At 63.9% G+C, this 26,843-nt stretch carries 26 protein-coding genes; 15 read left to right on the forward strand and 11 right to left on the reverse strand.

Going from position 1 to position 26,843, the window contains the following annotated elements:
- Positions 1 to 1,693 precede the first annotated feature (1,693 nt).
- From HY058_20310 to HY058_20320, 3 genes are all read left to right on the forward strand, one after another.
- Complete coding sequence (locus HY058_20310) at positions 1,694 to 2,836, forward strand: NAD-dependent epimerase/dehydratase family protein (protein ID MBI3499646.1); 1,143 nt, start codon at positions 1,694 to 1,696, stop codon at positions 2,834 to 2,836.
- 420 nt (positions 2,837 to 3,256) lie between these two features.
- Positions 3,257 to 4,387: a DegT/DnrJ/EryC1/StrS family aminotransferase gene (locus HY058_20315; GenBank protein ID MBI3499647.1), complete on the forward strand. Its 1,131-nt coding sequence runs from the start codon at positions 3,257 to 3,259 to the stop codon at positions 4,385 to 4,387.
- 324 nt (positions 4,388 to 4,711) lie between these two features.
- The gene (locus tag HY058_20320) at positions 4,712 to 5,956 is read left to right on the forward strand and encodes a pyridoxal-phosphate dependent enzyme (protein MBI3499648.1); all 1,245 of its coding nucleotides are present in this window, start codon (positions 4,712 to 4,714) and stop codon (positions 5,954 to 5,956) included.
- 9 nt (positions 5,957 to 5,965) lie between these two features.
- Here HY058_20320 and HY058_20325 read toward each other — a convergent pair whose 3' ends face one another.
- Positions 5,966 to 6,949 (reverse strand): succinylglutamate desuccinylase/aspartoacylase family protein, encoded by a 984-nt coding sequence (locus HY058_20325; GenBank protein ID MBI3499649.1) that lies wholly within the window; start codon positions 6,947 to 6,949, stop codon positions 5,966 to 5,968.
- A 3-nt stretch (positions 6,950 to 6,952) separates the two neighbouring features.
- Positions 6,953 to 8,158, reverse strand: coding sequence for an aminopeptidase P family protein (locus HY058_20330; protein MBI3499650.1), 1,206 nt, complete (start codon positions 8,156 to 8,158; stop codon positions 6,953 to 6,955).
- 187 nt (positions 8,159 to 8,345) lie between these two features.
- On the opposite strand from HY058_20330, the gene HY058_20335 reads away from it, so the two are divergent.
- The 7 genes from HY058_20335 to HY058_20365 all read left to right on the forward strand — a co-directional run bounded on the left by HY058_20335 (position 8,346) and on the right by HY058_20365 (position 14,765).
- On the forward strand, positions 8,346 to 9,380 hold the full coding sequence (locus HY058_20335; GenBank protein ID MBI3499651.1) for an extracellular solute-binding protein: 1,035 nt from the start codon (positions 8,346 to 8,348) through the stop codon (positions 9,378 to 9,380).
- A gap of 117 nt (positions 9,381 to 9,497) precedes the next feature.
- Positions 9,498 to 10,427 carry an ABC transporter permease gene (locus HY058_20340; GenBank protein MBI3499652.1) on the forward strand — a complete coding sequence of 310 codons (930 nt, stop codon included), beginning with the start codon at positions 9,498 to 9,500 and terminating at the stop codon, positions 10,425 to 10,427.
- The gene (locus HY058_20345; protein MBI3499653.1) at positions 10,424 to 11,218 is read left to right on the forward strand and encodes an ABC transporter permease; all 795 of its coding nucleotides are present in this window, start codon (positions 10,424 to 10,426) and stop codon (positions 11,216 to 11,218) included. The genes HY058_20340 and HY058_20345 overlap by 4 nt, the downstream gene beginning before the upstream one ends.
- Positions 11,215 to 12,342: an ABC transporter ATP-binding protein gene (locus HY058_20350; GenBank protein MBI3499654.1), complete on the forward strand. Its 1,128-nt coding sequence runs from the start codon at positions 11,215 to 11,217 to the stop codon at positions 12,340 to 12,342. Before HY058_20345 ends, HY058_20350 begins: the two co-directional genes overlap by 4 nt.
- A gap of 6 nt (positions 12,343 to 12,348) precedes the next feature.
- Positions 12,349 to 13,149 carry an SDR family oxidoreductase gene (locus HY058_20355; protein ID MBI3499655.1) on the forward strand — a complete coding sequence of 267 codons (801 nt, stop codon included), beginning with the start codon at positions 12,349 to 12,351 and terminating at the stop codon, positions 13,147 to 13,149.
- A 10-nt stretch (positions 13,150 to 13,159) separates the two neighbouring features.
- The gene (locus HY058_20360; GenBank protein MBI3499656.1) at positions 13,160 to 13,912 is read left to right on the forward strand and encodes a FadR family transcriptional regulator; all 753 of its coding nucleotides are present in this window, start codon (positions 13,160 to 13,162) and stop codon (positions 13,910 to 13,912) included.
- Positions 13,913 to 13,988: 76 nt separating this feature from the next.
- Positions 13,989 to 14,765: a phytanoyl-CoA dioxygenase family protein gene (locus HY058_20365; protein ID MBI3499657.1), complete on the forward strand. Its 777-nt coding sequence runs from the start codon at positions 13,989 to 13,991 to the stop codon at positions 14,763 to 14,765.
- Between the two features lie 82 nt (positions 14,766 to 14,847).
- Here HY058_20365 and HY058_20370 read toward each other — a convergent pair whose 3' ends face one another.
- From HY058_20370 to ruvX, 9 genes are all read right to left on the reverse strand, one after another.
- A complete protein-coding gene (locus HY058_20370; GenBank protein ID MBI3499658.1) occupies positions 14,848 to 15,180 on the reverse strand; it encodes an EamA family transporter in 333 nt (110 codons plus the stop codon).
- A 5-nt stretch (positions 15,181 to 15,185) separates the two neighbouring features.
- Positions 15,186 to 16,181, reverse strand: coding sequence for a glycosyltransferase family 2 protein (locus HY058_20375; GenBank protein MBI3499659.1), 996 nt, complete (start codon positions 16,179 to 16,181; stop codon positions 15,186 to 15,188).
- Positions 16,174 to 16,887, reverse strand: coding sequence for a class I SAM-dependent methyltransferase (locus HY058_20380; protein MBI3499660.1), 714 nt, complete (start codon positions 16,885 to 16,887; stop codon positions 16,174 to 16,176). The genes HY058_20375 and HY058_20380 overlap by 8 nt, the downstream gene beginning before the upstream one ends.
- A 4-nt stretch (positions 16,888 to 16,891) precedes the next feature.
- The gene (locus HY058_20385) at positions 16,892 to 17,089 is read right to left on the reverse strand and encodes a twin-arginine translocase TatA/TatE family subunit (protein MBI3499661.1); all 198 of its coding nucleotides are present in this window, start codon (positions 17,087 to 17,089) and stop codon (positions 16,892 to 16,894) included.
- Between the two features lie 57 nt (positions 17,090 to 17,146).
- The gene (locus HY058_20390; protein MBI3499662.1) at positions 17,147 to 17,959 is read right to left on the reverse strand and encodes a transporter substrate-binding domain-containing protein; all 813 of its coding nucleotides are present in this window, start codon (positions 17,957 to 17,959) and stop codon (positions 17,147 to 17,149) included.
- A 49-nt stretch (positions 17,960 to 18,008) separates the two neighbouring features.
- Positions 18,009 to 19,391 carry a dihydroorotase gene (gene pyrC / locus HY058_20395; protein MBI3499663.1) on the reverse strand — a complete coding sequence of 461 codons (1,383 nt, stop codon included), beginning with the start codon at positions 19,389 to 19,391 and terminating at the stop codon, positions 18,009 to 18,011.
- Positions 19,337 to 20,302, reverse strand: coding sequence for an aspartate carbamoyltransferase catalytic subunit (locus HY058_20400; GenBank protein ID MBI3499664.1), 966 nt, complete (start codon positions 20,300 to 20,302; stop codon positions 19,337 to 19,339). Before HY058_20400 ends, pyrC begins: the two co-directional genes overlap by 55 nt.
- Before the next feature lie 172 nt (positions 20,303 to 20,474).
- Complete coding sequence (locus HY058_20405) at positions 20,475 to 20,864, reverse strand: VOC family protein (GenBank protein ID MBI3499665.1); 390 nt, start codon at positions 20,862 to 20,864, stop codon at positions 20,475 to 20,477.
- Entirely contained in the window at positions 20,845 to 21,309 is a 465-nt protein-coding gene (gene ruvX, locus HY058_20410; protein ID MBI3499666.1) for a Holliday junction resolvase RuvX, read from the reverse strand. Before ruvX ends, HY058_20405 begins: the two co-directional genes overlap by 20 nt.
- A gap of 100 nt (positions 21,310 to 21,409) precedes the next feature.
- On the opposite strand from ruvX, the gene gatC reads away from it, so the two are divergent.
- From gatC to HY058_20435, 5 genes are read left to right on the forward strand one after another with little or no spacing between them, the layout of a single operon-like run.
- Positions 21,410 to 21,697 (forward strand): Asp-tRNA(Asn)/Glu-tRNA(Gln) amidotransferase subunit GatC, encoded by a 288-nt coding sequence (gene gatC / locus HY058_20415; GenBank protein ID MBI3499667.1) that lies wholly within the window; start codon positions 21,410 to 21,412, stop codon positions 21,695 to 21,697.
- The gene (gatA, locus tag HY058_20420; protein ID MBI3499668.1) at positions 21,697 to 23,154 is read left to right on the forward strand and encodes an Asp-tRNA(Asn)/Glu-tRNA(Gln) amidotransferase subunit GatA; all 1,458 of its coding nucleotides are present in this window, start codon (positions 21,697 to 21,699) and stop codon (positions 23,152 to 23,154) included. Before gatC ends, gatA begins: the two co-directional genes overlap by 1 nt.
- Positions 23,151 to 24,707: an Asp-tRNA(Asn)/Glu-tRNA(Gln) amidotransferase subunit GatB gene (gene gatB / locus HY058_20425; GenBank protein MBI3499669.1), complete on the forward strand. Its 1,557-nt coding sequence runs from the start codon at positions 23,151 to 23,153 to the stop codon at positions 24,705 to 24,707. The genes gatA and gatB overlap by 4 nt, the downstream gene beginning before the upstream one ends.
- Before the next feature lie 34 nt (positions 24,708 to 24,741).
- A complete protein-coding gene (locus tag HY058_20430; protein MBI3499670.1) occupies positions 24,742 to 25,362 on the forward strand; it encodes a glutathione S-transferase family protein in 621 nt (206 codons plus the stop codon).
- Complete coding sequence (locus HY058_20435) at positions 25,359 to 26,504, forward strand: PLP-dependent transferase (GenBank protein MBI3499671.1); 1,146 nt, start codon at positions 25,359 to 25,361, stop codon at positions 26,502 to 26,504. The genes HY058_20430 and HY058_20435 overlap by 4 nt, the downstream gene beginning before the upstream one ends.
- Positions 26,505 to 26,843 lie beyond the last annotated feature (339 nt).

The following is a 26,843-nucleotide window of genomic DNA, read 5'->3' on the forward strand; positions in this document are numbered from 1 at the left end:
GACAATGTGCGTTGCTTATCGGAAAACCCATGCAATTAACACAAGCTCTCCGCAATTCGACGGGTGCGCCCCCGGGGTCGGGGACCAGGGGGAACGCGGCGGGCAACCCGAGCCATTCCTTGTCAGCTCAGACGATCACTCTCTCCGCGCAGTGGCGCAGTCTCCCCGAGCGGCTCGGCCGGCTCACGGCCGATCACGCCTCGCTTGCGCTCCTCATCGCCCTCACCGGCCTGGTGCTGGCGACGGTCGGCGACTACGGCATCACCTGGGACGAGGACGTCCACAGCTACTATGGCAACCTCGTCCTCAACTATTACACTTCTGGCTTCCAGGACACCGAAGCGCTCACCTGGTGGAACCTCTATGAGTACGGCGCCGCCTTCGATGCGCTGGCCGCTCTCCTCAATCAGATCTCCCCCCTCGGCCTCTACGAGACCCGCCACCTGCTGAATGCCGCGGTCGGCTTGCTCGGCGTGCTTGGCACCTGGAAGCTGGCGCGCACCGTCGCCGGCCCGAGGGTCGCCTTCTGGGCGGCGCTCTTCCTCGCACTGGCGCCGACCTATTACGGGCACATGTTCAACAACCCGAAGGACGTGCCCTTCGCCGCCGGCATGGTCTGGGCGACCTACTATGTCGCGCGCATGCTGCCCTCGCTGCCGGCGCCGTCCTTCTCCCTGGTGCTCCGCTTCGGCTTGGTCGTCGGCGTCACCGCCGGCGTGCGCGTGGGCGGGCTCATGCTCATGGGCTATCTCGGGCTCGCGATTGCCGCCTGCGCGCTGTGGCGCGCCTCCGATGCGCGGAGCCTCGGCCGCTTCCTCGGCGACGGCGTCCGCGGCCTCATGCGGGCTTGGCTCCCGGCCTTGCTGGTCGCCTATCCGGTCATGCTGCTGGCCTGGCCTTGGGCGCAGCAAGCGCCGCTCGCCAATCCGTTCCAGGCGCTCTGCGACTTCTCCCATCACACATATCCGTGGAAGACGCTCTACAACGGCGATTATTACTGGGCCGACCAGACTCCTTGGTCCTACCTGCCGGTGCACATCCTCCTGAAGACGCCGGAGCTGTTCGTGCTCCTCGCGGCGGCGGCCTTCGGCTGGGCCTGCTGGCGCGTGGCGCAGCGTCGGTGGTGGCAGGACCGCACCCACGCCCTCGGCCACGCGCTGGTCGGCTTCGCCGTGCTGTTTCCCGTCGTCTACGCGGTGGCCATCCGCGCCATCCTGTTCGACGGCATGCGGCACTTCCTGTTCGTGATCCCGCCGCTCGTCGTGCTGGCGGCGGTCATGTTCGAGCATGGGCTCGCATGGGCACGGACCTGGCGCTGGCGCTACGGCGCCTACGCGGCGGTCGCTCTCTATTTCGGCTATCTCGGCTCGGTGATGATGCGGCTGCATCCCGATCAGTACGTCTACTACAACGCATTCATCGGCGGCGTCGACGGTGCCGAGGGCCTGTTCAAGCTCGACTACTGGGGCAACTCCTACGCCGAAGCGGTGCACGGGCTGGAGAACATCCTGCGCGAGAGCTATGGCGACGAGTTCGAGTCGCGCAGCTTCAAGATCCGGGTATGCGGCCCGAAGGTGCCGGCCAAGTATTATTTCCCCGCGAACTTCGTCGAGACCTTCGACGACGACCAAGCCGATTTCGCCATCGCCATGTCGAACTACGTGCCGAACGGCATCGACACCGCCGAGCGCGAATGCGCCCGCGCGCTCGCCGGCCGCGAGATCTATCGGGTCCAGCGTCTCGATACGCTGCTGTCGGTGGTGGTCGACCGGCGCGAGCTCAAGATCGGCCAGAGCCTCGCCTTGCGCGCCTCGGGCCGCCTCTCCAACCCCAAGCAGTGAGCGAAGACCCGCGCTTCGCCTGGTTCGCCGGCAGGCGGGCGCTCATCACCGGCGGGCTCGGCTTCATCGGATCGACCTTGGCGCACCGCCTGGTTGCGCTCGGCGCCCGCGTCACCGTGGTGGACAGCCTGATCCCGGAATATGGCGGCAACCCGTTCAATCTGGATACGCTTGCCGACCGGGTGCAGGTCAACGTCTCCGACATTCGCGACGTCTACAGCTTGAGCTATCTCGTCGCCGGCCAGGAGGTGCTGTTCAACCTTGCCGGCCAGACCAGCCATCTCGACTCCATGCACGAGCCCTTGGCCGATCTCGAGATCAATTGCCGCGCCCAGCTCACGCTGCTGGAGACCTGCCGCAGCCATTGCCCGGGGATCAAGCTCGTCTTCGCCTCGACCCGCCAGCTCTACGGCAAGCCCGACTATCTGCCGGTCGACGAGCGGCATCTGCTGCGGCCGGCCGACGTCAACGGCGTCAACAAGATGGCAGGCGAGTGGTACCACATCCTCTACAACAACGTTTATGGGCTGAAGGCTTCCGCCCTCCGGCTCACCAACACCTACGGTCCGCGCATGCGCATCAAGGACGCGCGCCAAACCTTCCTTGGCGTGTGGATCCGGCTCTTGCTCGAGGACAAGCCCTTCGAGGTCTGGGGCGGCGAGCAGCTGCGCGACTTCACCTATGTCGACGATGCGGTCGATGCGCTGCTCTTGGCCGCGACCGTGCCCGAAGTCGAGGGCCAAGCGCTCAACATCGGCGGCTTTCCCCCGATCTCGCTCAATCGCCTGGCAGAGCTCTTGATCGGCGCCAACGGCAAGGGCGAAGCGGTCCTGCGAAACTTTCCGGCCGAGCGCAAGCGCATCGACATCGGCGACTACTACGCCGACGATCGCCGTTTCCGCTCCTTGACCGGCTGGGCCCCCAAGGTCGATCTGGCGGAAGGGCTCAAGACCAGCCTCGACTATTATCGCCGCAATCTTCCGCACTATCTCTGACTAGGAGCCTGTCCGAGTAATCGAAACGGCGAAAGAATGATTCAACATCGCCCTCGCCTCCGGCAGATTCATTGCGCCATGCTCACCATGCGCGCAGCCAAGTTTCAATTTTTGAGCTCCGTCTCCATTACTCGGACAGGCTCCTAGCCCCTATTTCTCATACCAACCGGGTCAGCGATGGGCTCATGCGATCACAGGCAAGGAAAGGCGCGAAGAGCGATGCAGCGCATCGGTCGAGCGGCTTGACGCGGCATGTGATCGCAGGAGCCCATCCCTTCGGGTCGCCCGGCGAGGGGGCGCCCGACGTCGTCACGGGTCTCGACCGTAGCTTTGGCTACGCTCTTCGACCCGTTCCTAGCGGATCGCCCCCTCGCCGGGCGACGCTGATCCCGGTTGGTATGAGAAATAGGGGCTAGAGCCATGGCGGGCTTGAGCGTGCCGCAGAGCGATCCCAAGGCCGGCTATCTCGCCCACAAGGCCGAGATCGACGCGGCGATCGCGCGCACGCTCGACAGCGGCTGGTACATCCTCGGCCGCGAAGTGGCCGCCTTCGAAGAGGAATTTTCCCGCTTCGTCGGCCTCGCCCATGGCATCGGGGTTGCGAACGGCACCGATGCGCTGGTCTTGGCCCTGCGCGCCCTCGATATCGGTCCTGGCGCCACCGTCGCCACGGTCTCGCATACCGCCGTGGCCACGGTGGCGGCGATCGAGCTCGTCGGCGCTACCCCGTTGCTGATCGACATCGATCCCGGCCGTTACACGATGGACCCGGGCGAGCTGGAGACGGTGCTCGCGGGCGAAGGCAAGCGGATCAAGGCCGTCATCCCCGTGCATCTCTATGGCCAGCCTGCGGCGATCCAGGACATCCAGAAGCTGGCGGACCGCCTCGGTGTCGCCGTCATTGAGGATTGCAGCCAAGCGCATGGCGCCATGGTCGGCAACACCCAGGTCGGCCGCTTCGGCCGCATCGCCTGCTATTCGCTCTATCCGACCAAGAATCTCGGTGCCCTGGGCGATGGCGGCGTGGTGCTGAGCGACGATAAAGCCCTGGCCGGCCGCGTGCGCGAGCTCCGGGAGTATGGCTGGCGTGAGCGCTATGTGAGCGCCATCGCCGGCACCAACAGCCGGCTGGATGAGCTGCAGGCGGCGATTCTCCGGGTCAAGCTCAACCATCTTGCCGCCGACAACGAGCGGCGCCGGCGGATCGCCACGGACTACGATAGCGGCTTGGCGGGGTTGGGCTTGGGCTTGCCCGTGCGCGCCGCCGGCGCCACCCATGTCTATCATCAATATGTCGTCACCACCGCGGTACGAGCGCGGCTGCGCGAGCTCCTCAAGGAGCGCGGCATTGCCACCAACATCCACTATCCGGTTCCGGTGCACCGCCAGCCGGCCTATGCGGGGCGCGTCCCCTTGGGCCCGGCCCAATGCCGGCAGACCGAGCGTCTGGCCGAGAAGATTCTGAGTCTTCCCATGTATCCGCAGCTGAGCCGGGCGCAGATCGACCATGTGATCGGCAGCTTGCGGGATACGGTTCAACGCACTCAGTGATTGGAGCTAGCTAGGGCGCGGCACGGTCGTTATGAAGAGGCGCGTGCGCTCATCGAGGCTGCAATCACCGAGGGTCGGATTGTCGGCAGCGACGGCGATTTGACAGCATCAACGTGATGACGATGCGCAAATCCAAGAGCAAGAAATTTGGTGGCGTAGTCATCCACCCGATCCGGACAGTCGCAACCAATTCTTTGGCCGCCGTCGAGCGCGGCCCCCACCAAGAGTGCAAGCGGAGATCGACGCGCCATCGCTGAAGCGAGGCCTTGACAAGCATGGCGTGGTGTTTCCCTATTTGTCAGATCATTGTTTCAAGGATCGTCGATGGACGATTCCGCCGGCGATGGGTGGCAGCTGGTCTGCGATCTTTGCGAAGCGAGCTACCCGCTCGGTCCAATGAGCATGGGTTGTCCCCGCTGCGCAGAGCGCGGCGCGATTGGGGTGCTGAATTCGGTCTTTCGGCCAAGGACGGCGCCACCGCCGCTTGGTATCCGGCACGGCACCGGCTTAGGTCGATATCGCGACTTGCTGCCGTGCGGCGCGATGGACGGATGGCTCTCGCGCGGCGAAGGTGGGACGCCTCTCATCGAATCGCGCCACATTGGACCGCGACTGGGTCTTTCCAGGTTGCTATTCAAGTACGAAGGCTCAAATCCCACGGGATCCTTTAAGGATCGATATGTCTGCGTTGCGATCAATCTGGCCCGCGCCGCGGGTTATCACCGAATCGTTTCCTCATCCACGGGAAATCTTGGCGTATCGGTGGCCGCCTATGCGGCAGCTGCCGGAATGGAGTGTGTCATCGTCGTGCCGCGCGGCGCCCCACCGCGCGTTCTCGATGAGCTTCGTGGATTCGACGCGAAGGTGGTCGTTACGTCTGCCGAGCAGCGCCAGTGGGTCTTTGAGGCCATAGCGGGCCGGAAGGACTGGTTTCCGATCGCTGCTACGTTTCGTCGCTCCGTTCAAACGCCGGTCGGAATCGACGGGTACAAGACCTACGCCTATGAGCTAGCCGAGCAGCTTGGCGCGGCGCCCGCGGCCATGGTGTTTCCTTGTGCACGGGGCAATGGCTTGCACGGGGCATGGAAGGGTTTTTGCGAGGCGATGAGCTTCGGATGGATCGACCGATTGCCCGTCATGGTGTCATGTCAGCCCTCCGGCTCGAACTCGCTCGAAGTGTCGCTCCAAGGTGGCGCCAACGAACCTGTCGAGGTGCCGCGGCGGCCGAGCATAGCGTCTTCCGCCGCCGAGATCGTTTCGAGCAAGTTTGCGCTTTCGGCCCTGCGGGAGTCCAAGGGCGCGGCGCTCTCAGCCGACGATGTTGAGATTGTCGCAGCCCAGAAACTGCTCTGCGCCGAGGGCCTATTGGTCGATCCGGCATCGGCGCTGCCGGTCGCCTGCCTGCCGCGATTGCTGCAGCGGATCAAGGTGGAACCCGACGCGCCGATCGTTTGCCTGTTGACCGCTGCCGGGCACCGCTGGGCCGGTGTATCGGCGAGTGAAGGTGCTGGGGTCATCGCGGTCGAGGGTCCGGCGGACCTCGACAAGATCCCGGCCTTGATGGCTTAGGTGCCGCGCCTATTCCGCAAGCGGCGTCCAGATCCGAGCCAGCACATCCCCTGGGCGCACGCCCGCATGAAAGCGAAGCAGTCCGATCTTGCCGTCCACCGGGGAAAGGACCTCAGTCGCCTGAGCTCCATCGCGATCGAGGATGCGGCCGAGGCACCCTCCCTTGCCGACGCGGTCGCTCAATTCCACTTCGCGAACGAAGATACCAGGGGATTTTGCGACCACGTCATTGTTGCGCCAGATCGACGAGCGCGATGTTCCGATTGCGGCGGCGCCGGAATTCAGTAGCCCGCCATGCCGCAGAACGGCCCGCACCCGGTCTAGATAAAACCCGATGTTGCGCTCATGAATCTCGCCGCGCCCTCCTACCTCGGCTTCGATGACGGGGACACCGAGCTCGGCAAGGCTTCCTAATAGGAAGCCCGGCTTGCGCTTATTCGCGATCAGGTCCGTAAAGCCCGACGCGACGGCTGCAGCCCGCGATGCTTGCCCAAGATCACTGGGCTCGTCCAGGAATTCGATCCAGGGGCAGAGAAGATTGACGGAGCGCGCGCCGTGCATCGTGAGGACCAAATCCATGTGCCGGAACACTCCATGCAATAGGATGTGCGCCAGCCGCTCGGTTACGCCACCATCCGATCGCCCGGGAAACACCCGGTTCAGGTCGACACCGTCGATCGGCGTTGGACGCTGACCTGCGCCGAAGGCGGAAGGATTGGCATGTGTGATAACCACGAGCGTGCCGGCAATTGCGCCGGGGTCGACCTCCGCTAGGAACCGTCTCAGCGCAACGATGCCGTCATACTCGTCGCCGTGTACGCCGGCGACCAGGGCCACGCGTGGCTTTGGCGACGTGCCGGCGATCACGTGCACGGGCACTTCGACGGCCGCGCCGACTTCATGCGCATCGACACGCAAGAGGAAGCGGCGACGGTTTCGGGGTGGCGTGCCGAGGTCGACCGCGGCGGCCGAGGTGTAAATCGCCTCGGTCATGGCTCAGCCGGACACTGGAATTTCGCGTGGCGCGCGCTTGCTCAAGATTTCGCAGCCATGCTCGGTTACCGCAACGTTTTCTTCATGCAGCATGATCCGCCGTCCGCCATCCTCCGGCGCTATATAGGCCGCGCCCGGCTCGATATTAAGAATCATGCCGGCCTCTATGATCGTGTGATCGGTCTCGTTGATCGAAGGCGGTTCCGGCAGGACTAAGCCCATGCTGTGCCCCATGCGACCGACCTTCGTCTTGAGAGCGTCCGCTCCGCCCGAGGCAACCACGTCGGCCATGGCGCGCCAAACATCCGATACCGGTCGTCCCGGACGCACCGCTGCAATTCCCGCCTCGGTCGCCCGCCATACCAGCTCGTAAGCCCGACGGGTCGCATCGCTAGGCGGTCCAAACGCAAAATGGCGGTCAAAATCGCACCAGTAATGATCGAACTGGCAACCGGTATCTATGAACAGCACATCGCCCCGTCCCAGCACGCGGTCGGTCGGTCCCGTATTGGTGCGGTTGTACCCGCCCGGACCGGACAGCCCGGTCAATTTGAAGGTCTTCGTAGCGCCTCGCTTCATGATCTCGAGCTCGAGCTTCCGGCAGGCGCCCCATTCGGTATCCCCCTCGGAAAGCAGCGGCGGCAACGCCTCGAAGCCCTCCGACACGATGCGGCAGATCGTGCGCACCTTGGCGACCTCGGCCGGGGATTTGATCATCCGAAGCCGGCGCATCACCGGCTGCTCGGCATCGACAAAACGCACCGGCTCAACGAGCTCGCGAATGCGCAGGAAATCATTCACCGGGAAGCCCATCCGTGACTCCGGACCAAGCTCGGTTCCGACGCGGCCGAAGCGTTTTGCCGCGCTCCGCAGAGTGTCGGCCACAAGGCTCACGCCATCATCCGCCGGCCGGGGCGCCGGCCAAGTCCGGATGTCTTTCAGCCAGGTGGTCAGGCCGAGGCCGATCTCTGCGCCTTGCGCAACGATGGCGCAGGGCTCGCCCACCAGCGGCAGCACAAAGAATTTGGGCCTCGTCATCTGGAACGGCGAGAGGGTGATATCGCCGGTGAAGTAGCGGAAATTCCCTTCGGAGCTGACCAACAGAGCATCCATTTGTTGCTCGTCCATCAGCATACGCGCCCGTTCCAACCGCATCGCGTACTCCGCGGCGGGAAAGCTTGGCACGCTCGGGGCCTGGACTTCAGTCATCGCGAACACCCTTTCAATCCGGCAATCGGATCGTGGCATGCACCATCCAGACACGCACAGGAACCAGCTTGCGGAGACGCCCAGCGCTTGCATTGTCTGACGAATGGAGTAATGATCAAACCTGACCTTGGGCGCCGCTCCTGTCAAGGCACACCGATACGGCGCCAGAGACGGGGAGGATCGTCAAATGCAAAAAAAGCCATGCGGCTGGATTCTGTGTCGTGCATTGGCCCTGGTCGGTTTCGGCGCGGTGCTTGCTGGGCTCAATGTCGCCCACGCCGAGGAAAAACTCGTCCTGATGACCTGGGGCGGATCTTGGCTCGGGCATATCAAGAAGAACATTATCGAACCGTTTCAGCAGGAAACCGGAATCAAGGTCGAGCTGCGCCTGCAAGCGACCTCGCTTGAAGCATTGCCTATATTCCGTGCCGAGCGCGACAAGCCGACCATCGATGTTTGGACCGCGAGCCCGGTGTCGGCGATCTTTGCAGCCAAAGAGAATCTGCTGACGCCGATACCGAAAGAAGCGATCAAGAACGCCGCGCATATTCCGCCGGAGCTCGTTCATCCGGAATGGATCGGGTGGTACCGGCTGTTTTGGGGTCTCTGTTACGACAAGCAGCGGGCTCCCTTCGAGCTGAAGGAATGGAAGGACCTGTGGGACCCTCGTTTGAAAGGCGGGGTGGCTCTGCCGTCGGCTGTGTACTCTCAGGCGAAATTCATTACGCTTGCGGCCTGGTTGGCGGGCAGCGACGAACGCAATGTCGATCCGGCCTTCGCATTGTTGAAGCAGCTCAAGCCGAATGCCGGCGGCTACTACACCGGCGATCCGGAGGGCTGGCGCTACATGGAAGCGGGTGAGCTTCCGGTGATGGGGTTCTGCCTGGCCGGCGCATACATTCCACGCTCGAAGGCGAATCCCAATTTTCGATTTGTCGCTCCCAAGCCGACGCTGGCAAGCGTCGACACCTTCAGCTTAATGAAGGGGCCGAACCAGGCAAACGGGCTGAAGTTCATCGATTTCGCGCTCGGCAAGAAGGCTGAAGAGGCATTTTCCCAGGACGCGGTCGTAATGCCGGCGAACCGCACGGCCGAAGCGCCTCCATCGATCAAGCAGGTCGCGCCGCCGGAGGACAATTTCCGCTATGTCGACGAGGCTCATGTCTCAACGGTGATCAACACTTGGGTGGAGCGGTGGAATCGCGAGATCCAGGGGCCATAAGCGGGCGTTTTGCCGCGCTCCCGGCCGGGTCTCGCGAAAACTGGAATGGCGGCGTTTCTGGCGTAGCGCGGACGCGCTGGGATGGGCTGAACTGCCGAGCACGCGAGATCCGCTGCCATGGGCTTTGCCGGAATGCACGCAACGGCCTCAGCTGAACCGGAGGGGCAGATTGCTCCCCGTCGGGCGCCACGCCGGCCGGTCAGGTTCCGCCCGGCGGGGGTTCCCTATCTTCTAAGCCTGCCGGCCGTGCTGCTGACCGCCATGCTCCTGTTGTCGATATGGAACTTGGTATCGATGAGTCTTGGCACCGACGGCCCGTCCGGGTCGTTCACCCTCGATTATTACGCCAAGGCCATTCTTGATCCGTACTATCGCAACATCTTCTGGGTCTCGCTGTCTCTTGCGGCATGGACGACGGTCGTCTGCGCCCTTCTGGGATATCCTGTTGCTTATTACATGCATTGTGCATCCCCGGTCGTCCGACGCCTCGTCCTGATCATCTTGGTGGTCGTCAGCTTCAGCGATTATGTGCTGCGCATGTACGGCTTGATCCTGGTGATCGGACGAAACGGCCTTCTCAATCAATTGCTGGTGGCGAGCGGCCTCATTGGCGCGCCAGTCAAAATGATGTACTCGCAGCTCGGCGTCGTGATCGGGATGGTGATGGGCAATATTGTCTTCATGATCCTGGCGATCGGCGGCTCGCTCGAGCGTCTGGACGGCAGCTTGTCGCATGCGGCCGCCTTGCTTGGGGCCAACCGTGTTCAGACGTTCCTGCGGATAACCCTGCCACTCTCCATGCCAGGTGTGCTCGCAGGCGCCGCGATCGTGTTCTTGCTTGCAATGGCCTCATACATGACTCCGGCCATGCTTGGCGCTGGCTTCGTCAAGATGATTGGAAATTTGATCTATGAACAGGGCGTGGCCATGTTCGACATGCCGTTTGCCTCGGCAATCGCCATGATCGTGCTGGCGTTCTCGATCCTGCTGATCGCATTGCTCAACCTAGTTCTTGATCGCTATGGGCGACGGTTCGGAACCCGATGACGCAGGAGCGCCATTGCGGATTTTCTACCTGGCTCATTGCGTGGACGATCCTTGCGGCCCTTGTCTTGCCGCTGATCATCATCGCCGTGCTGGCGTTCAGCCCGGAAATGGCGCTGATCTTGCCGCCGCCGTCATTCTCCACCAAATGGTTCTTCGAACTGCTCAAGCGGGAGCAATTCGTTACGGGAATAACCTACAGCGCGGAACTGGCCGTATGCAGCGCCGCCATAGGCTTGTTCGTCAGCCTAGGCGTCGCCTACGCGATCGCACGCTACCGGTTCCCAGGTCGTGCCTTGATCCACGGCCTGGTGATGTCGCCATTGATCATCCCTGAGATCGTGACGGGACTTGGACTGTTGATCTGGTTCAATCAGATTGCGCTTCGCTGGAATGATGCACGCATCGTGCTGCTGCACATCCTCTTGATTCTGCCATTTATGGTTCGGGTGCTGACTGCGAGCCTGCAGCATAGCGATCGGAACCTGGAGGATGCGGCGCGGCTGCTTGGAGCCCACCCGGTCATCGCCTTCGCACGCGTCACCCTGCCGACGATCAGGCAGGGGCTCGTCGCCGCCCTGGTATTCGCCGTTGTCGTATCGTTTCACAACTTTACCGCAACGCTGTTTCTAATAACCAACAAAGAGACTTTGCCCATCACGATCTTCGGATATATCCGCGCGGGCGGCAGCGATCCGGCGACCGCGGCGCTTTCCACGGTGTTGATCGGAGTCACCAGCCTCATCGTTCTGGCAGTCGATCGTTGGATCGGCATAGAGCGCGTATCCCGATGAGCATGATCAACCCAGTCCGCCTGCGCCTCGATCGCATTTCCGTGCAGCTGAGCGGGCACCGGATCATCGAAGATCTGTCGCTCTTGGTCGAGCCAGGGGAAATCATCTCCCTCCTCGGCCCGAGCGGGTGCGGCAAGACCACGACGCTGCGCGTCATCGCCGGGATCATACGGCCCGATTCCGGCGACGTGTGGTTGGACGCCAGACGGGTGACCAACCTGCCATCGCATCAGCGCAATGTCGGGATGGTTTTTCAAAACTATGCCCTATTTCCTCATATGTCTTTGATCGAGAACGTGCTGTTCGGATTGAAGATGCAGTCGGTTCCGACCGAAGAGCGCCACGTCCGCGCGGCTCGAATGCTGGAGTTCCTCCAACTGTCGGCATTCGCCAATTCCTATCCCGATAAGCTCTCCGGTGGCCAGCAGCAACGTGCGGCGCTTGCACGAACCCTCGTGGTGCAGCCGGCAGTGCTCCTCTTGGACGAGCCGCTCTCGGCGTTGGACCGCCAACTACGCGACGCAATGCGAACAGAGCTGCGAACGCTGCTGAAGCAAGTTGGGATTACGACGATCATCGTGACCCATGACCAGGAAGAGGCGCTAACGCTCGCCGACCGCGTTGCCGTGATGCGCGATGGGAAGATCGAACAGATCGGCGTCCCACGTGAAGTTTACCACCATCCCGCCAATCGTTTTGTCGCCAGCTTTATCGGCCATACCAATTACATTCCTGGGCAGGTTCTCACCATGGACGACCATGTGGTGACGGTCGGAGTTGGCGCATCGATCGTCAAGGCGTACGGCGCCAAGCCATTGCCGGTCGGTGGGCGCGTGGAGTTGGCGATCCGTCCGGAGACCATCTCTGTTTCCGCCGACCGGAGGCGTCCTGAGACGGGACACAATTGCGTCACCGCGCGGTTGTGCCGTGAAGTATTCATTGGCGGTTCGACGCACCTGCACTTCGAGCTCGAGGACCGGACTCCGGTGGTCGTGTCTACAGTCTCCTTGGATAATTCGGCACCGAATGCACGGTCCGGTTCGGAGTTTTGCCTTTCATGGCCGGTGGAACGCAGCGTCGCGTTCGCGGCCGACGGGGCGGCCAAGACAGCAGATTCGAGGTGATTATCGATGCCCTTCGACCCATCATCGTTGTTCGATGTCAGAGACAAGGTCGCCGTCGTTACTGGGGCGGGCGGAGGCATCGGCGCGGCGTTGACGCATGGTTTCGCAGCGCTCGGCGCAAAGGTGTTGGCAGTTGATATCGCCGAGCCGAGCCAGTTGCCGGAGAACGCTTTTTACCACCGGGCCGATCTGCGCGATCGTACTGCGATCCCAGCAATCGCGGGCGCCGCTCAGGAGCGGTTCGGGCGAATCGACATTCTCGTCAACAATGCCGGCGTGGTCGGGCGGGCTCGGGCCGAAGAAATGCTCGCAGCCGATTGGGACAATACCCTCTCGATCAATCTAACGGGAACTTTCCAGCTGTCCCAGGCGGTCGGCCGGATCATGATCGCCCAAAGGTCCGGAAAGATCGTGAATGTCTCTTCGCGGTGCGGATTCGTCGGGATCCCCTTCATCAGCGCCTATAACGTCAGCAAGGCGGGAATCGTCGCACTTACACAAACCCTGGCCATCGAATGGAGCCTCTACAACGTCCAAGTTAATACGGTAGTGCCGGGCTTCGTTCGTACAAAGATGAACGAGCGATGGTTAGCCGATCCCGTCTCCGAGGCGTTGTATGCGCGCAAAATTCCCCTCGGCCGAATTTCGGAGCCAGAAGATCTGTTGGGAGCGGTCATATTTCTGTCGAGTGCGGCGTCTGACTATGTCACCGGCGCAACCTTATTCGTCGATGGCGGAAATTACGCAAGCGGTGGTGTGGGCGCGGAGGCTCGCGATCACGGGCTGAAGCAAATGCAAGGTAATTGAGGTGAGGGCGATGAAGCTGGAACGGATCAAACGAATAAAGACGAGCGACGCCGTCACTGAACGAATTGCGGCTCTGATAAGAGACGGTCAATTGAAGCCGGGTGACCGATTGCCCCCGGAAACCGAGTTGATGCGTCAGCTCGATGTCGGTCGATCCAGCATACGCGAAGCGATCCGCGGCTTATCGATGCTGGGGGTCGTATCGGCACGGCCGCGCCATGGCACTGTGGTGACGTCGCCGACGGCGACCATGCTCAGCGAGCAATTGGCCAGCTCAATAACACACTGGGCAATTCGCGATCTGTTTGAAGTGCGTGCCGTTCTCGAAGGCTACGCCGCGGGAGAGGCAGCGCAACGCGCAACGAAGCAGCATCTCGAGGAGATTGCCGAGGCGACGGCTGGCATGGAACGCAAGATTGCAAAAGGAAAAATATACTTCCGGGAGAACCAAGCCTTTCATCTTGCGATTGCGATGGCGGCACAGAACGGCGTTCTGTTCTTCTGCCTCAAGAGCATCATCGGCGGATTGCGCGATCTTCGCGTGCAGATGGTTAGACGCGTGCCCGAATTTCCAGAACGCGATGTATCGGAGCATCGGGCAATCCTGGCAGCGATCGTTCGGCGTGATCCAAAACATGCGGCCAGGCTGATGACAAATCATCTGAGGTCACAGATTAAGCTCCTCGAGGGGCGCGGCCAGACCGTTGCGGAGCCTAGAGTCGGCGTGCTGCAGCAAGGCGCAAGGGCCCGAGTCTTCTTGTAACCACTCCTGATGACGATTTCGCGGCTCGAGATGAGTCCCGTAATCATCAGACGATTGCTTAACTGCGGAGGCGCCCATGGGTAAGCTGCTGAGCGACCAACAGGTCCAGGGGTATCATCGCAACGGCTTTATTGCTCCCGTTCCGGTGCTATCGGCGGCGGAAGCCGCGCAGTTTCTCAGCCGGTTCGAAGCATATGCAGGCTCCCGCGAAAAACGCAGGGGCAGCGCTTACGATGACGAAGAAGGGCGCGAATTCTTGCGTCAACCCCACCGGAGAGCCCGATGGGCATATGAGCTCGTCAACCATCCTCGGGTGCTGGATGCCATTGAGGATATCTTGGGTCCGGACGTGATGGTTTGGGACGCAAAGCTATTCCCAAAGCCTCCACACAGCCTTTCCTATGTCGGCTGGCATCAAGACGGCACATACTCTACGGCCGCGCCGAGGGAACATAAGGTGACTGCGTGGATCGCACTGACCGATGCGACACCCGAAAACGGTGCCATGCAGGCAATACCCGGGTCGCACAATTGGGGACAGCTCGAGCATGTGCAATCGATAGACGATCACAATCTGCTGCGCTATGGGCAGTCGATATCGACGCCATTTGACGCGTCGACAGCTGTCGATTTGTCGCTACAAGCGGGTGAGATGTCGATGCATCACAACATGCTGATACACGGCTCGCCGCCCAATCCATCGCCAACCAGCCGGATCGGACTCAGCGTCAATTACATATCGCCGGATGTCATCGATAAGCCTGATCCCGAACGCAGGGTGATCCTTGCACGTGGCAATGATCGCTTTGGCCATTTTCAGCTTTTTGATTGGCCGGAGGGTCGGCGAGCGTAGCGGACCGGGGTTCTCGACGGGTTAAAGGCAGGTTATGCCCTTGCAGCGCAATCCGGCCTGAAGCTCCGGCGCGCTAACGTGGTCAAGCCCGCCAGTAAAGCAGCGTGATCCCGCTCATGATCAGCACGACGCCGGCGATCTGCGCCGGCACGATTGGCTCGTGGAACCATAGATGGGCCACCAGCAGCACCAGCACGTAGCTCGCCGATACGCTGGGAAAGGCGACGGAGACCGGGATGCCGCGGAGCGCCAGCGTATAGAGGAGGCCGGCCATGCCGTATGCGCCGAGACCCAGGATCGTCACCGGACGCATGAATTGCTCGAGGATGCTGCCGGCATCGGCGCCGGTCTTCAGCAGGAGCTGGCCCGCGACGCCGAAGAGGATCGCCGCCGCCAGCAGCGCATAGTGGATCATTTCGGCTAGGCTCTTCGGCTCGTGGATGCGGGTTCGGAGGCGAGCAGGATCTCCCCCGAGCGCACCGGCGACGGCCGGCGGTAGACCTGGTGCACCACCGCCTGGGGCTTGCGGTTGAGGGTGAGATAGAGCCGGCCCAGATACTCCCCGAATACACCGAGGATCATCAGCTGCATGCCCGACAGGAAGAGAACGACGACCATCAAGGAGCGCCAGCCCGGCGGGGTGTTCTCGAGGAAGGCCTGGAGGATGAGGATCACCACGCCGACGAGACCCACGCCCGACATCAGCATGCCGATGAGCGCCGAAATCCTGAGCGGCATCACCGAGAAGTTCACGAACATGTTGAGCCAGAGCCGGACCAGGCGCCGCAAGGTGTAGTTGCTGCGCCCGATCGCGCGCGGCAGATGCTGCACCTCGATCCGTCCGATCGATTGCGTGACCTGCATGATCAGGCCGTCGATATAGGGAAACGGCCCCTCGTATTCGACGACCTTCTCGGTGACGAAGGCGCTCATGCAGCGAAAGCTGGAGAGGTAGAGATTCTTCGGCTTTTCCAGAAGCCAATCGGCGCACCAGTTGGTGAAGCGGCTGCCGAGATTGCGCCAGGGCGCATGCTCCTTCGAGGCGGAGTAGGTGTAGATCACCTGCTGGCCGCTCGCTTGCGCGAACTCGAGCAGGCGCTTTACCTCCGAGGGCGGGTTCTGCAGATCGTCGTCCATGGTGATGATCCAGTCGCCCCTTGCGTGCCTGAGCCCGGTCATCACCGCATTATGCTCGCCATAGTTGCGCGAGTGGTCGACGAGCGTCACCGGAACCGTGGCCTGGTCGACCAGCTCCAGGCACACCTCGCGGCTGTTGTCGGGGCTGCCGTCGTTGACCAGCACGATCTCGTGGCCGCCGGCGATGTCGAGCCCCTGGATCGCGCGCACGAGCTCGCCCACCGAGCTCGAACCATTGTAGACGGGCACCACGACCGAGAGCGCGAATGGCCTAGCCATGCTTCACCCCGACCGCCAGCACCGAGCCGCCGAAGGGGAGCACGAGGCCCAAGCGGATGAGCCAGTTCTCGAACAGGACCGCGCCGCGAAAGCAGGCTTCGAGGACCGCCGGATAGGCGCGCACATCGCCGCCGCCGGGAAACAGCAGCCGACGCAGCACCATCAGCGGAAACAGGATCATATTCCAATAGGTGGTCTCGACCCGGGCGAAGCCGGCCCGACGCAGCAACCCCGCGGCCCGGCTTCTGGTATAGCGCCGGCTCTGCTGCACCCGGCGATCATGCTCCGAGCCGAGCCAGGCATAGGCAGGCAGGTTCACCACATAGATGCCGCCGGGCCTGAGGCAACGATGCGCCTCGGCGACCGCCTCATCCTCGGCCACGCGGTCGTGGGCCAGCACGTCGGCCGAGACGATGGCGGCGAAGCTTTCGGCGGCGAAGGGCAGGCGATCGACGCTGCCGACGCAGACGGGCTTCTGAGCCTTCGCCGAGGCCAGGCTGGCGGCGATCGGTTCGATATCGAGGCCGTATGCGGTTCGGCCGGCAAGCTGCCTGAGCAAGCCGCCGGTGCCGCAGCCGGCATCGAGGATGGGAGACGCTCCACCGCCGCCGAGGTCGAGGGCCGTCAGCAGATTGGCGTGGAGGCCGCGGTACCACCACATCCGCTCCTCGACCGCGTGCATACGCTCATACTCGCGTCGTTCCATCGGCTCAGTCCGTCTTGCCGGGGTCGTTCGGCCGATCCTTTTCGCCGCGCTCGCGCTTGAACTTGGCCACGCCGCGTCCGAGATCGCGCATGAGGTCGGGCAGCTTGTTCGAGTAGAAGAGCAAGATGATCACCAGGAGAATGAGCAGGAACGGCAACGGGCCCATCATGAACACCTTTCTGCCGTCCGATTGGGGCGCCATCGTGGCTGAACCGCGGCCATCATACGCCAGCAACGGCGATGGCGCAGGCAGCCGGCCTCAACGGTACCGACGATGCTGCTCTTCGAGGAACGCCGACGGCCGCAACCCCCAGCGGCGCTGCAGCTCGATGAGCTTGCCCGAGCGATGCCAGTCGGTGACGATTCCGGAGATGAGCTTGCCGTAAGGGCCATTGCGCTCGTCCAGCGGCACCCCGATGCCCCAGGTCCAAGGCTCCTCGGACGGCAAGGGCAGCTCGAAGCCGGACCAGCGCTCGCCGCGGGTGAGCCGGGCCGCCAAGGTGGTCTCATCGAACACCCAGGCTTGGCAGCGTCCATCCAGGAGCGCGCTCTCGATCTCGGCCGTGGAGGCATAGGGCACGAGGTTGGCTCCGTAGACCTCGACCGCGCGGCGGTTGAAGCTGGCACCGCTCAATCCGCAGACCGGCCGCCCCTTGAGCTCGGCCCACGCCTTGAGGCCAAGCTTCGCCGGCGCCAGGACGGCGATGCCGGAGGCATAGTAGGGCGGGTCGATGACGCCGATCTCGGCGCGGCGGGCCTGGGTCACCGGCATCGAGGCCAGGATCATGTCGATCCGCCCCGCCTTGAGCCACGGCACCCGGTTGCCGGCGGCCACCGTCTGCAGGCGCGGCGGCACGCCCAGCCAATCGGCAACCGACTTGGCGAGGTCGATCTCAAATCCCACCGGATTGCCGCTGTTGTCGATATAACCGAAAGGCTGGAAGCCGGTGTTGACGCCGATGACGATCTCGCCCTTCTCGGCGATGCGCGTCAGGCTGTCGCCGGCGGCATCGAGACTGAGGGCCACGACGCCGCAAGCGACGGTGGCCGCGAAGGCGAGCAGCCTCGACATGGGCGGACGCTACTAGGCGAATCGCCTCTTTGCAAGCGGCCTCAAGCTCTTAGCGAGAGGCCGCGAGCTCGCGTAGGGCCGTCGGAGCGCCGGAAGCGGCATGGACGACGCGGCCGCCGACCAAGGTCGCCAGCGCCATTCCCTCGGTCGGCCTGCCGTCGAAGGGGCTGTTCTTCGACTTGCTCTTGAAACCGGCGACATCGATGCGGTGCGGCCGGTCCGGGTCGATCAGCACGAGATCGGCACTGGCTCCGCGTCCGAGCCGCCCCTTCGCCAGGCCGAGGCGGAGGGCGGGGTTGCAGGTGAGCTTGGCCAGCGCTTGGCCGAGGCCGAGATGCTTGTTGTGGACGAGCTCGAGCGTCAGCGGCAGCAGCGTCTCCAGCCCGATGATGCCGGCGGCCGCCTGGGCGAATGGCAGCCGCTTGGAGTCCTGGTCGTGCGGGGCGTGATCGCTGGCGATCGCATCGATGGTGCCGTCGGCCAGGCCTTCGACCACGGCCCGGCGATCCCATTCCGAGCGCAAAGGCGGCGACAGCTTGGCGAAGGTCCGATAGTCGCCGACCGCGGTTTCGTTGAGAGCGAAGTACGGCGGTGCGGTATCGCAGCTGACATCGAGACCTCGCCGCTTCGCCTGACGGATGGCCTCGATGGCGGCCGCGGTCGAAACATGCGCGGCGTGGTAGCGCCCGCCGGTGAGCTCGACCAGGCGCAGGTCGCGCTCGATCATGATCACTTCCGCCGCCGCCGGGATCCCCGGCACGCCGAGGCGGGTCGCGATCTCTCCCTCGTTCATGCCCGCCTCGGTGCCGAGGCTCGGCTCCTCGGCGTGCTGCACGATGAGCTGGCCGAACGTCTTGGCGTAGCTGAGCGCGCGGCGCATGACGAGGGCGTTGGCGATCGTGCGCTCGCCGTCGGTGAAGCCGACCGCACCGGCTTCGCTCATCAGCCCCATCTCCGTCAGCTCGTTGCCGCTCAAGCTCTTGGTCGCGGCGCCATAGACGCGAATGTCGGCGAGCCCGATCGTGCGCGAGCGGCGCTCGATGAACTGCACCAGGGAGACGTCGTCGATGATCGGGCTGGTGTTGGGAAGCTGCACCATGGTGCCGATGCCGCCGGCGACGGCAGCCGCCCCGCCCGACTCCATGTTTTCCTTGTGCTCTTCGCCCGGCTCGCGCAGCTGAACGCGCATGTCGACGAGCGCCGGCGCCAGCACCTGGCCGCCCCCGTCGACCACCGTCATATGCGAGGGCGGTTGTTGGGGCAGGATGTTCTGTCCGAAATCGGCAATGAGGCCGTCGGCGACGACGAGCTCGCCCATGCTGTCGAGCTTGGTGGCCGGATCGATCAGCCGCACATTGGCGAAGGCGAGGATCCGGCTCACGGCTGGTTGCGTCCGGGCTCCGCCACCCGGCTGGACAGCATGTCGAGGCATGCCATGCGCACCGCCACACCCATCTCGACCTGCTGGCGGATGAGCGAACGGTCGATGTCGTCGGCGACCTCGCTGTCGATCTCCACGCCGCGGTTCATCGGTCCGGGATGCATGATGAGGGCGTCGGGTTTGGCCAGGGCGAGCTTCGCATAGTCGAGCCCGAAGAAATGGAAATACTCGCGGATCGACGGCACGAAGCTGCCGCGCATGCGCTCGGTCTGCAGTCTGAGCATCATGATGATGTCGGCGCCCTCGAGACCCTTCTTCATGTCGGTGAAAGCCTCCACACCCAGGCGCTCGATCTCGGCCGGCAGCAATGTAGGCGGGGCCACGACACGCACCCGGGCCCCCATGGCGTTCAGGAGATGGATGTTGGAGCGGGCGACGCGGCTATGGGCGACGTCGCCGCAGATCACCACCAGGAGACCGCCGATGCGCCCCTTGTTTCGGCGGATGGTGAGCGCGTCCAGGAGTGCTTGCGTCGGATGCTCGTGGGTGCCGTCCCCGGCATTGATGACCGAGCAGTTGACCTTCTCGGACAAGAGCTTGACCGCGCCCGAATCGGGATGGCGCACCACCAGCACGTCCGGATGCATGGCATTCAGCGTCATCGCCGTGTCGATGAGCGTCTCGCCCTTTTTGATCGCGGAGGAGGCGACCGCCATGTTGAGGACATCCGCGCCAAGCCGTTTGCCGGCGAGCTCGAAGGAGGTGGAGGTGCGGGTCGAGGTCTCGAAAAAGAGGTTGATCTGGGTGCGCCCGCGCAACACCGAGCCCTTCTTGTCCGGTCGGCGGTTCTGCTCGACATAGCTCTCGGAGAGATCGATGAGCCCGGTGATCTCGTCCGGCCCCAAACCTTCGATGCCCAGGAGATGGCGGTGCGGGAAGCGGAACTCCGGGCGGGCGGTCATGAGCCGCGACTATAAGGCGGGAGCCCAGAGGCGCAACAGGGCGCGTCGCAAGCCCGGTTGCGTCTGTTGCCCCCACCCCAACCCTCCCCCACCGAAGACGGCGGGGGAGGGGGTTCGATGGCGAATCGTTAGAGCCCTCCCCCGCGGATGCGGGGGAGGGTCGGGGTGGGGGCTATGCCGGCCGCCAGCCGATCTCGACGCGATTGCCGGCGGGATCATGGGTGAAGAAGCGCTCGAGGCCGTCGGCCTGCGGTTGATCCTCGGTGACGGCGAAGCCGGCGGCCAGCACGCGGGCGCGCATCCCTTCGAGATCGGCCACGCGAAAGCAGACATGGCGTCGGCTGCCCGCACCTGCCGCGCCGGGCTCGATCGCGATGTGGAACTGGGCGTTGCCAAGCGCGTACCAAGCGCCCCCGCGGCGCTTCAACGCCTCCGGCTTGGCGATCTCGCCCAGGCCCAGAACCTGGCCGTAGAAGACCTTGGCTGCGGCCTCCAGCTCCGGGGGCACGGTCACCTGCACATGGTCGATGGCGATCGTCGCTTCAGCTTCGCTTGAGGGCATCGAGCGCTCCCTGCAGGATGTAGGCGGCGGCGAGCTTGTCGACCAGCTCGGCGCGGCGTTGGCGCGAGGCGTCGGCATCGATCAAGGTGCGGGTCACCGCCGCGGTCGACAGGCGCTCGTCCCAGAAGGCGATCTCCAGATCGGCGCGCTCCAAGAGGTTGCGCGCGAACTGGCGTACCGACTGGCAGCGCGGTCCTTCCGATCCGTCCATGTTGAGCGGCAAACCGATGATCAACGCGCCGACCTGGCGCTCGGCGATCACCTCGGCCAGCGCTGCCGCATCGGCCTGGAATTTGCGGCGCTTGATGGTGGTGACGGGCGTTGCCACGGTGTGCGAGCTGTCCGATAGCGCCAGCCCGATGGTTTTCGTGCCTACGTCCAGGCCTAGGATGCGTTGGCCCGGCTTCAACAATGGCTTGAGGTCGGCGGGGTTGCGGATCGCCATGGCGGATGATAGTGTCCGCGCCGCTTTCGGACCCAGCATTTTCCTGGCTTCCCGGGCCGGACCAGAGCGGCGGGTCGAATCCTTCGCAGAGAATTGGTCGATGCCCCTCGATAAAGCCACCGTCCGCAACGTCGCGACGCTAGCGCGCATTCGCGTGGCCGATGCGGAGCTCGAGCATTTGGCCGGCGAGCTCGACCATGTCCTGAAGTGGATCGAGCAGCTAAACGAGGTCGATGTGAGCGGCGTCGAGCCGATGACCAGCGTCGTCGCCATGAAGCCGACGCTGCGCCAGGACGCGGTCGCCGATGGCGGCAAGCCCGAGCAGATCCTGGCCAACGCGCCGGAGGCGACGCAAGGCTTCTTCGTCGTGCCCAAGGTTCTCGAGTGATGGGCCCGACCGATCTCACCATCGCCGAAGCGCGGGATCAGCTGCAGGCCCGCACGCTGGGTGCTGTCGAGCTCGCGGAGGCGCATCTGCAGGCGATGGCAGAGGCGCGGGTGCTGAACGCCTTCGTGACCGAGACGCCGGAGCGGGCGCGGGCCGACGCGAAAGCCGCCGAGGCGCGGCTGGCGAAGGGCGAAGCGCGGGCGCTCGAGGGCATTCCCCTCGGCATCAAGGATCTCTTCTGTACCAAGGGCATTCTGACGACCGCCGGCAGCCATATCCTCGACGGCTTCAAGCCGCCCTACGAGTCGACGGTGACCCAGCAGCTCTGGCAGGCGGGCGCGGTGATGCTGGGCAAGCTCAACATGGACGAGTTCGCCATGGGCTCCTCCAACATGACGAGCTATTACGGGCCGGTCAGGAACCCCTGGAGCCGGGCGGGCGACAATCGTCCGCTGGTCCCCGGCGGCTCCTCCGGCGGCTCGGCCGCGGCGGTGGCGGCCCGCATCGTCATGGGGGCGACCGCGACCGATACCGGCGGATCGATCCGCCAGCCCGCCTCCTTCACCGGCACGGTCGGAGTCAAGCCGACCTATGGCCGCTGCTCGCGCTGGGGCATCGTCGCCTTCGCCTCCTCCTTGGACCAGGCCGGACCGATCGCCCGCACCGTCAAGGACGCCGCCATACTCCTCGGCGTCATGGCCGGCCACGACCCCAAGGATTCGACCTCGGCCCACGCGCCGGTGCCCGACTTCGAGGCGGCGCTGGCGCGCGGCGTCAGAGGACTTAGAATCGGGATCCCGAAGGAATATCGGATCGACGGCATGAACGAGGCGATCGACGCGATCTGGCGGAGCGGCATCGATTGGCTTGAGGCGGCCGGCGCCACCACGCTCGAGGTGTCGTTGCCGCACACCAAATACGCGCTGCCCACCTACTACGTGATCGCGCCGGCGGAGGCGTCTTCAAATCTCGCCCGCTATGACGGCGTTCGCTTCGGCCTGCGCGTTCCGGGCAAGACGCTCGACGAGATGTACGAGAACACCCGCGCCGAGGGTTTCGGCAAAGAAGTGCGCCGGCGCATCATGATCGGCACCTATGTGCTGTCGGCGGGCTACTACGATGCCTACTATCTGCGCGCCCAGCGCGTGCGCCAGCTGATCGCGCGCGACTTCACCGAGGCCTACAAGAATGTCGACCTCATCCTGACGCCGACGGCGCCGACCGACGCGTTTGCCATCGGCGAGAAGATGGACGATCCGGTCGCCATGTATCTGAACGACGTGTTCACGGTTCCATCCAGCCTCGCGGGCTTGCCGGGCATCTCGGTGCCTTGCGGCCTTTCCGCCGGCGGGTTGCCCTTGGGCCTGCAGGTGCTGGGTCGTGCCTTCGATGAGGAGACGCTGTTCGCCGCCGCCCGCGTGCTCGAGGACGCCGCCGGCTTCGGGGCCAGGCCATGAGCCTCTTCAAAGGCGAGACCGGAGAATGGGAGGTCGTCATCGGGCTCGAGGTGCATGCCCAGGTGATCTCCAAGTCGAAGCTGTTCTCCGCCGCGGCCACCGAGTTCGGCGCCGAGCCCAACACCCAGGTGAGCTTCGTCGATGCCGCCTTTCCCGGCATGCTCCCGGTGATCAATCGCACGTGCATCGAGCAGGCGGTCAAGAGCGGGCTTGGCATCAACGGCGAGGTCAACGAGATTTCAGTCTTCGACCGCAAAAACTACTTTTATGCCGATCTGCCGCCCGGCTATCAGATCTCCCAGTATTCGCGCCCCATCGTCAGCGGCGGGCATCTCCTCCTCGACATGCCCGACGGCTCGCCCCGGCGCATCGGCATCACGCGCCTGCATCTGGAGCAGGATGCCGGCAAGAGCCTGCACGACCAGCATCCGAGCCTGAGCTACATCGACCTGAACCGCGCCGGTGTGGCCTTGATGGAGATCGTCTCCGAGCCGGATCTGCGCACGGCCGAGGAGGCTGGGCTCTACATCAAGAAGCTGCGCTCGATCCTGCGCTACCTCGGCACCTGCGACGGCAACATGGAGGAGGGGAGCCTGCGCTGCGACTGCAACGTCTCGGTCAGGCGTCCCGGCGCCGCGCTCGGCACCCGCACCGAGACCAAGAACGTGAACTCGGTCCGCTACGTCATGCAGGCGATCGAGTACGAGACGCGCCGCCAGGTCGAGGTGCTCGAATCCGGCGGTGCCATCAAGCAGGAAACCCGGCTCTTCGACCCGGGCAAGGGCGAGACCAGGCCGATGCGCTCCAAGGAGCACGCCCACGACTATCGATATTTCCCCGATCCGGACCTGCTGCCGCTCGAGCTCGACCGCGGCTGGATCGAAGCGATGCGCCGGTCCCTGCCGGAGCTGCCGGACGAGAAGAAGGCGCGCTTCGTCAGGCAATATGGATTGACCGACTACGCGGCGTCTGTACTCGTGGCGGAGCGCGAACAAGCGGACTACTACGAGCAGAACAATCGGCCGATTCTTAAGGCAGTTGGTGGTATGTCTCTCGACGTCGATAAGGTATTCAGGTCGGGATCAGATTATACGGTCATAAATGACGTACCGAACAAAGATTGGGTCATATCAACTAGCACTGCGACAGCGAATGTCGTCACATCTGAAATATTTGGGTTGATGAATCGCAAAGCGATTCCAATCACGCATGAGACGATCCAGCGGTTGGATATCATTGGCCTCGAAAAGCTGAAGTACGACGGAACCATCTCCGGGCGGATCGCCAAGGAGGTGTTCGAGGCCATGGTCGAGACCGGCAAGCCTGCTTCGGCGATCGTCGAGGAGAAGGGCCTCCAGCAGGTCTCCGATACGGGCGCGCTCGAAGCGGCCGTCGCCGATGTCATGGCGAAGAACGCCGACAAGGTGGCGGAATATCGCTCCGGCAAGGAGAAACTGTTCGGCTTCTTCGTGGGCCAGGTGATGAAGGCAACCGGCGGCAAGGCCAATCCGGGCGTGGTCAACCAGATCCTGAAGGCCAAGCTCGCGGGCTGAGCGGCCGCGCCAAGGAGAGAAGCGGAGAAGCGAGATGGCGACCCAGACCTACACCCTCTACGGCGCGGCCTTGTCGATCCCCTCGGTCAAGGTCGGCATGGCGCTGGCGATGACCGGCACGCCCTACAGCTATAAGCATGTCGATCTGCGCACCGGCCAGCACAAGACGCCGGAATACATCGCCATCAATCGCTTTGGCCAGGTGCCGGCCTTGAAGCATGGCGAGATGACTGTCGTGCAGTCCGACGTCATCCTCGAATATCTGGGCGAGAAGACGAAGAAGTTCTGGCCCAAGGACAAGGCGGCGCAATACCAGGTCAAGGAGTGGCTCGCCTGGGAGCTCGACCTTTGCGTGCCCGGCATCGCCATGCCCCGGGCGCTCACCCGCTTCCAGCAGGGCGATCCGGTGGTGATCGAGTTCATGCGCAAGCGCGGCGAGCGGGCGCTCGGCATGCTGGAGGCGCAGCTCTCCAAGACCGCCTATCTCTGCGGCTCGGAGCCGAGCATGGCCGATATCGCCTGCGCGGTCGACTTGAGCTATCTGGACGAGGCGGGCCTCAGCCTCGACAATTTTCCAAGCGTGCGTTCCTGGCATGCCCGCATGGCGGCGCTGCCGGGCTGGAAGAATCCAAAAGAGGCGCTGCCCACCTCGTGACCTCCAAGAACACCCATCCGGCGACCCGTTGCGCCCAGGCGCTGGGCGCCATCGATCCGACGACCAAGGCGCTGGTGCCGCCCTTGCACGCGGCCACCACCTTCGAGCGCGAGGCCGATCTCGGATACCCCCAGGGCTTCAGCTATTCGCGCAACGACGGGCCGACGCAGAAGGCCCTGGAAGCGGTGCTGGCCGATCTCGAAGGGGCTGCCGACGCGCTCGCCTTCGCCTCGGGCATGTCGGCGGCGGCGGCGGTGTTCTTGGCCTTGAGGCCCGGCGACCACGTGCTGGCGCAGCAGACGATGTATTGGGGTTTGCGCAAATGGCTGCTCGAGGTGGCGCGGCCCTGGGGCCTCGAGGTCGACTTCGTGCCGGCAGGCGATGTCGGCGCGATCGAAGCCGCCATCAAGCCCGGGCGCACCCGTTTGGTGTGGCTGGAGAGCCCGGCCAACCCCACCTGGGAAGTCGTCGACCTCGCCGCCGCTTCCCGCGTCGTCCATGAAGCCGGCGCGTTGATCGCCGTCGACTCCACCGTCGCCACGCCGGTCCTGACCCGCCCGATCGCGCACGGCGTCGACATCGTCATGCATTCCGCCACCAAATATCTGAATGGCCACTCCGATGTGCTCGCCGGCGCGCTCATGACCCAGCGCAACGACGCTTTCTGGGCGCAGATCAAGGAGGTGCGCAAGGGCTTGGGCGGCATCTTGGCGCCGTTCGAGTCGTGGCTCTTGCTCAGGGGCGTGCGCACCTTGTTCGTGCGGGTCCGGCAAGCTTCGAAGAGCGCCGAGGCGATCGCGCTCCACTTCGAGCATCATCCAAAGGTCACGGCCGTGCTCTATCCCGGCCTTGAGAGCCACCCCGGACACGCGGTGGCGAAGCGGCAGATGGTTGGCGGCTTCGGCGGCATGCTCTCGATCCGGGTGAAAGGCGGGGAAGCCGGCGCCGTCAAAGTCGCCGCAAGGCTGCATGTCTTCAAGCGCGCCACCTCGCTCGGCGGTGTGGAGAGCCTGGTCGAGCACCGGGCCTCGATCGAAGGGGCCGGCAGCCCCTGTCCTCCGGATCTGCTCAGGCTTTCCGTCGGCATCGAGGATACGGGCGATCTCGTCGCCGATCTCGATCAGGCGCTGGCGGGAGTCTGACGAGGCCGATCCGTCGCCAGCGCCGGCGAATGCGGCGCGGGGCAGGCGTGGCTGGCGACATTGCATTTGCAAGACGCCATCCCCCCAACACCTGCCCCGGCCGTATGCAACATCAAATGGAGAGGCTTGTTCAGCTATCGCGTCTAGCGCATGGGCCACTCTCCTCTGTCGTTGCGGGTCGAAAATCGCCGCACCGCTTCTAGGCCGAACTTTACCCTGTGTTTTGCGATAAGCGCTTGAGCTGTTTGACTGTCTGCGGCTTTTCGGCTGCTTTTGTGTCCATGTAGATAGAGGGATATTACTTGACATGGCGCCAGCTTGGTGATTCAAGCTCGTCAT

The organism is Pseudomonadota bacterium (genome assembly GCA_016195085.1).
Classification (GTDB): Bacteria; Pseudomonadota; Alphaproteobacteria; order SHVZ01; family SHVZ01; genus JACQAG01.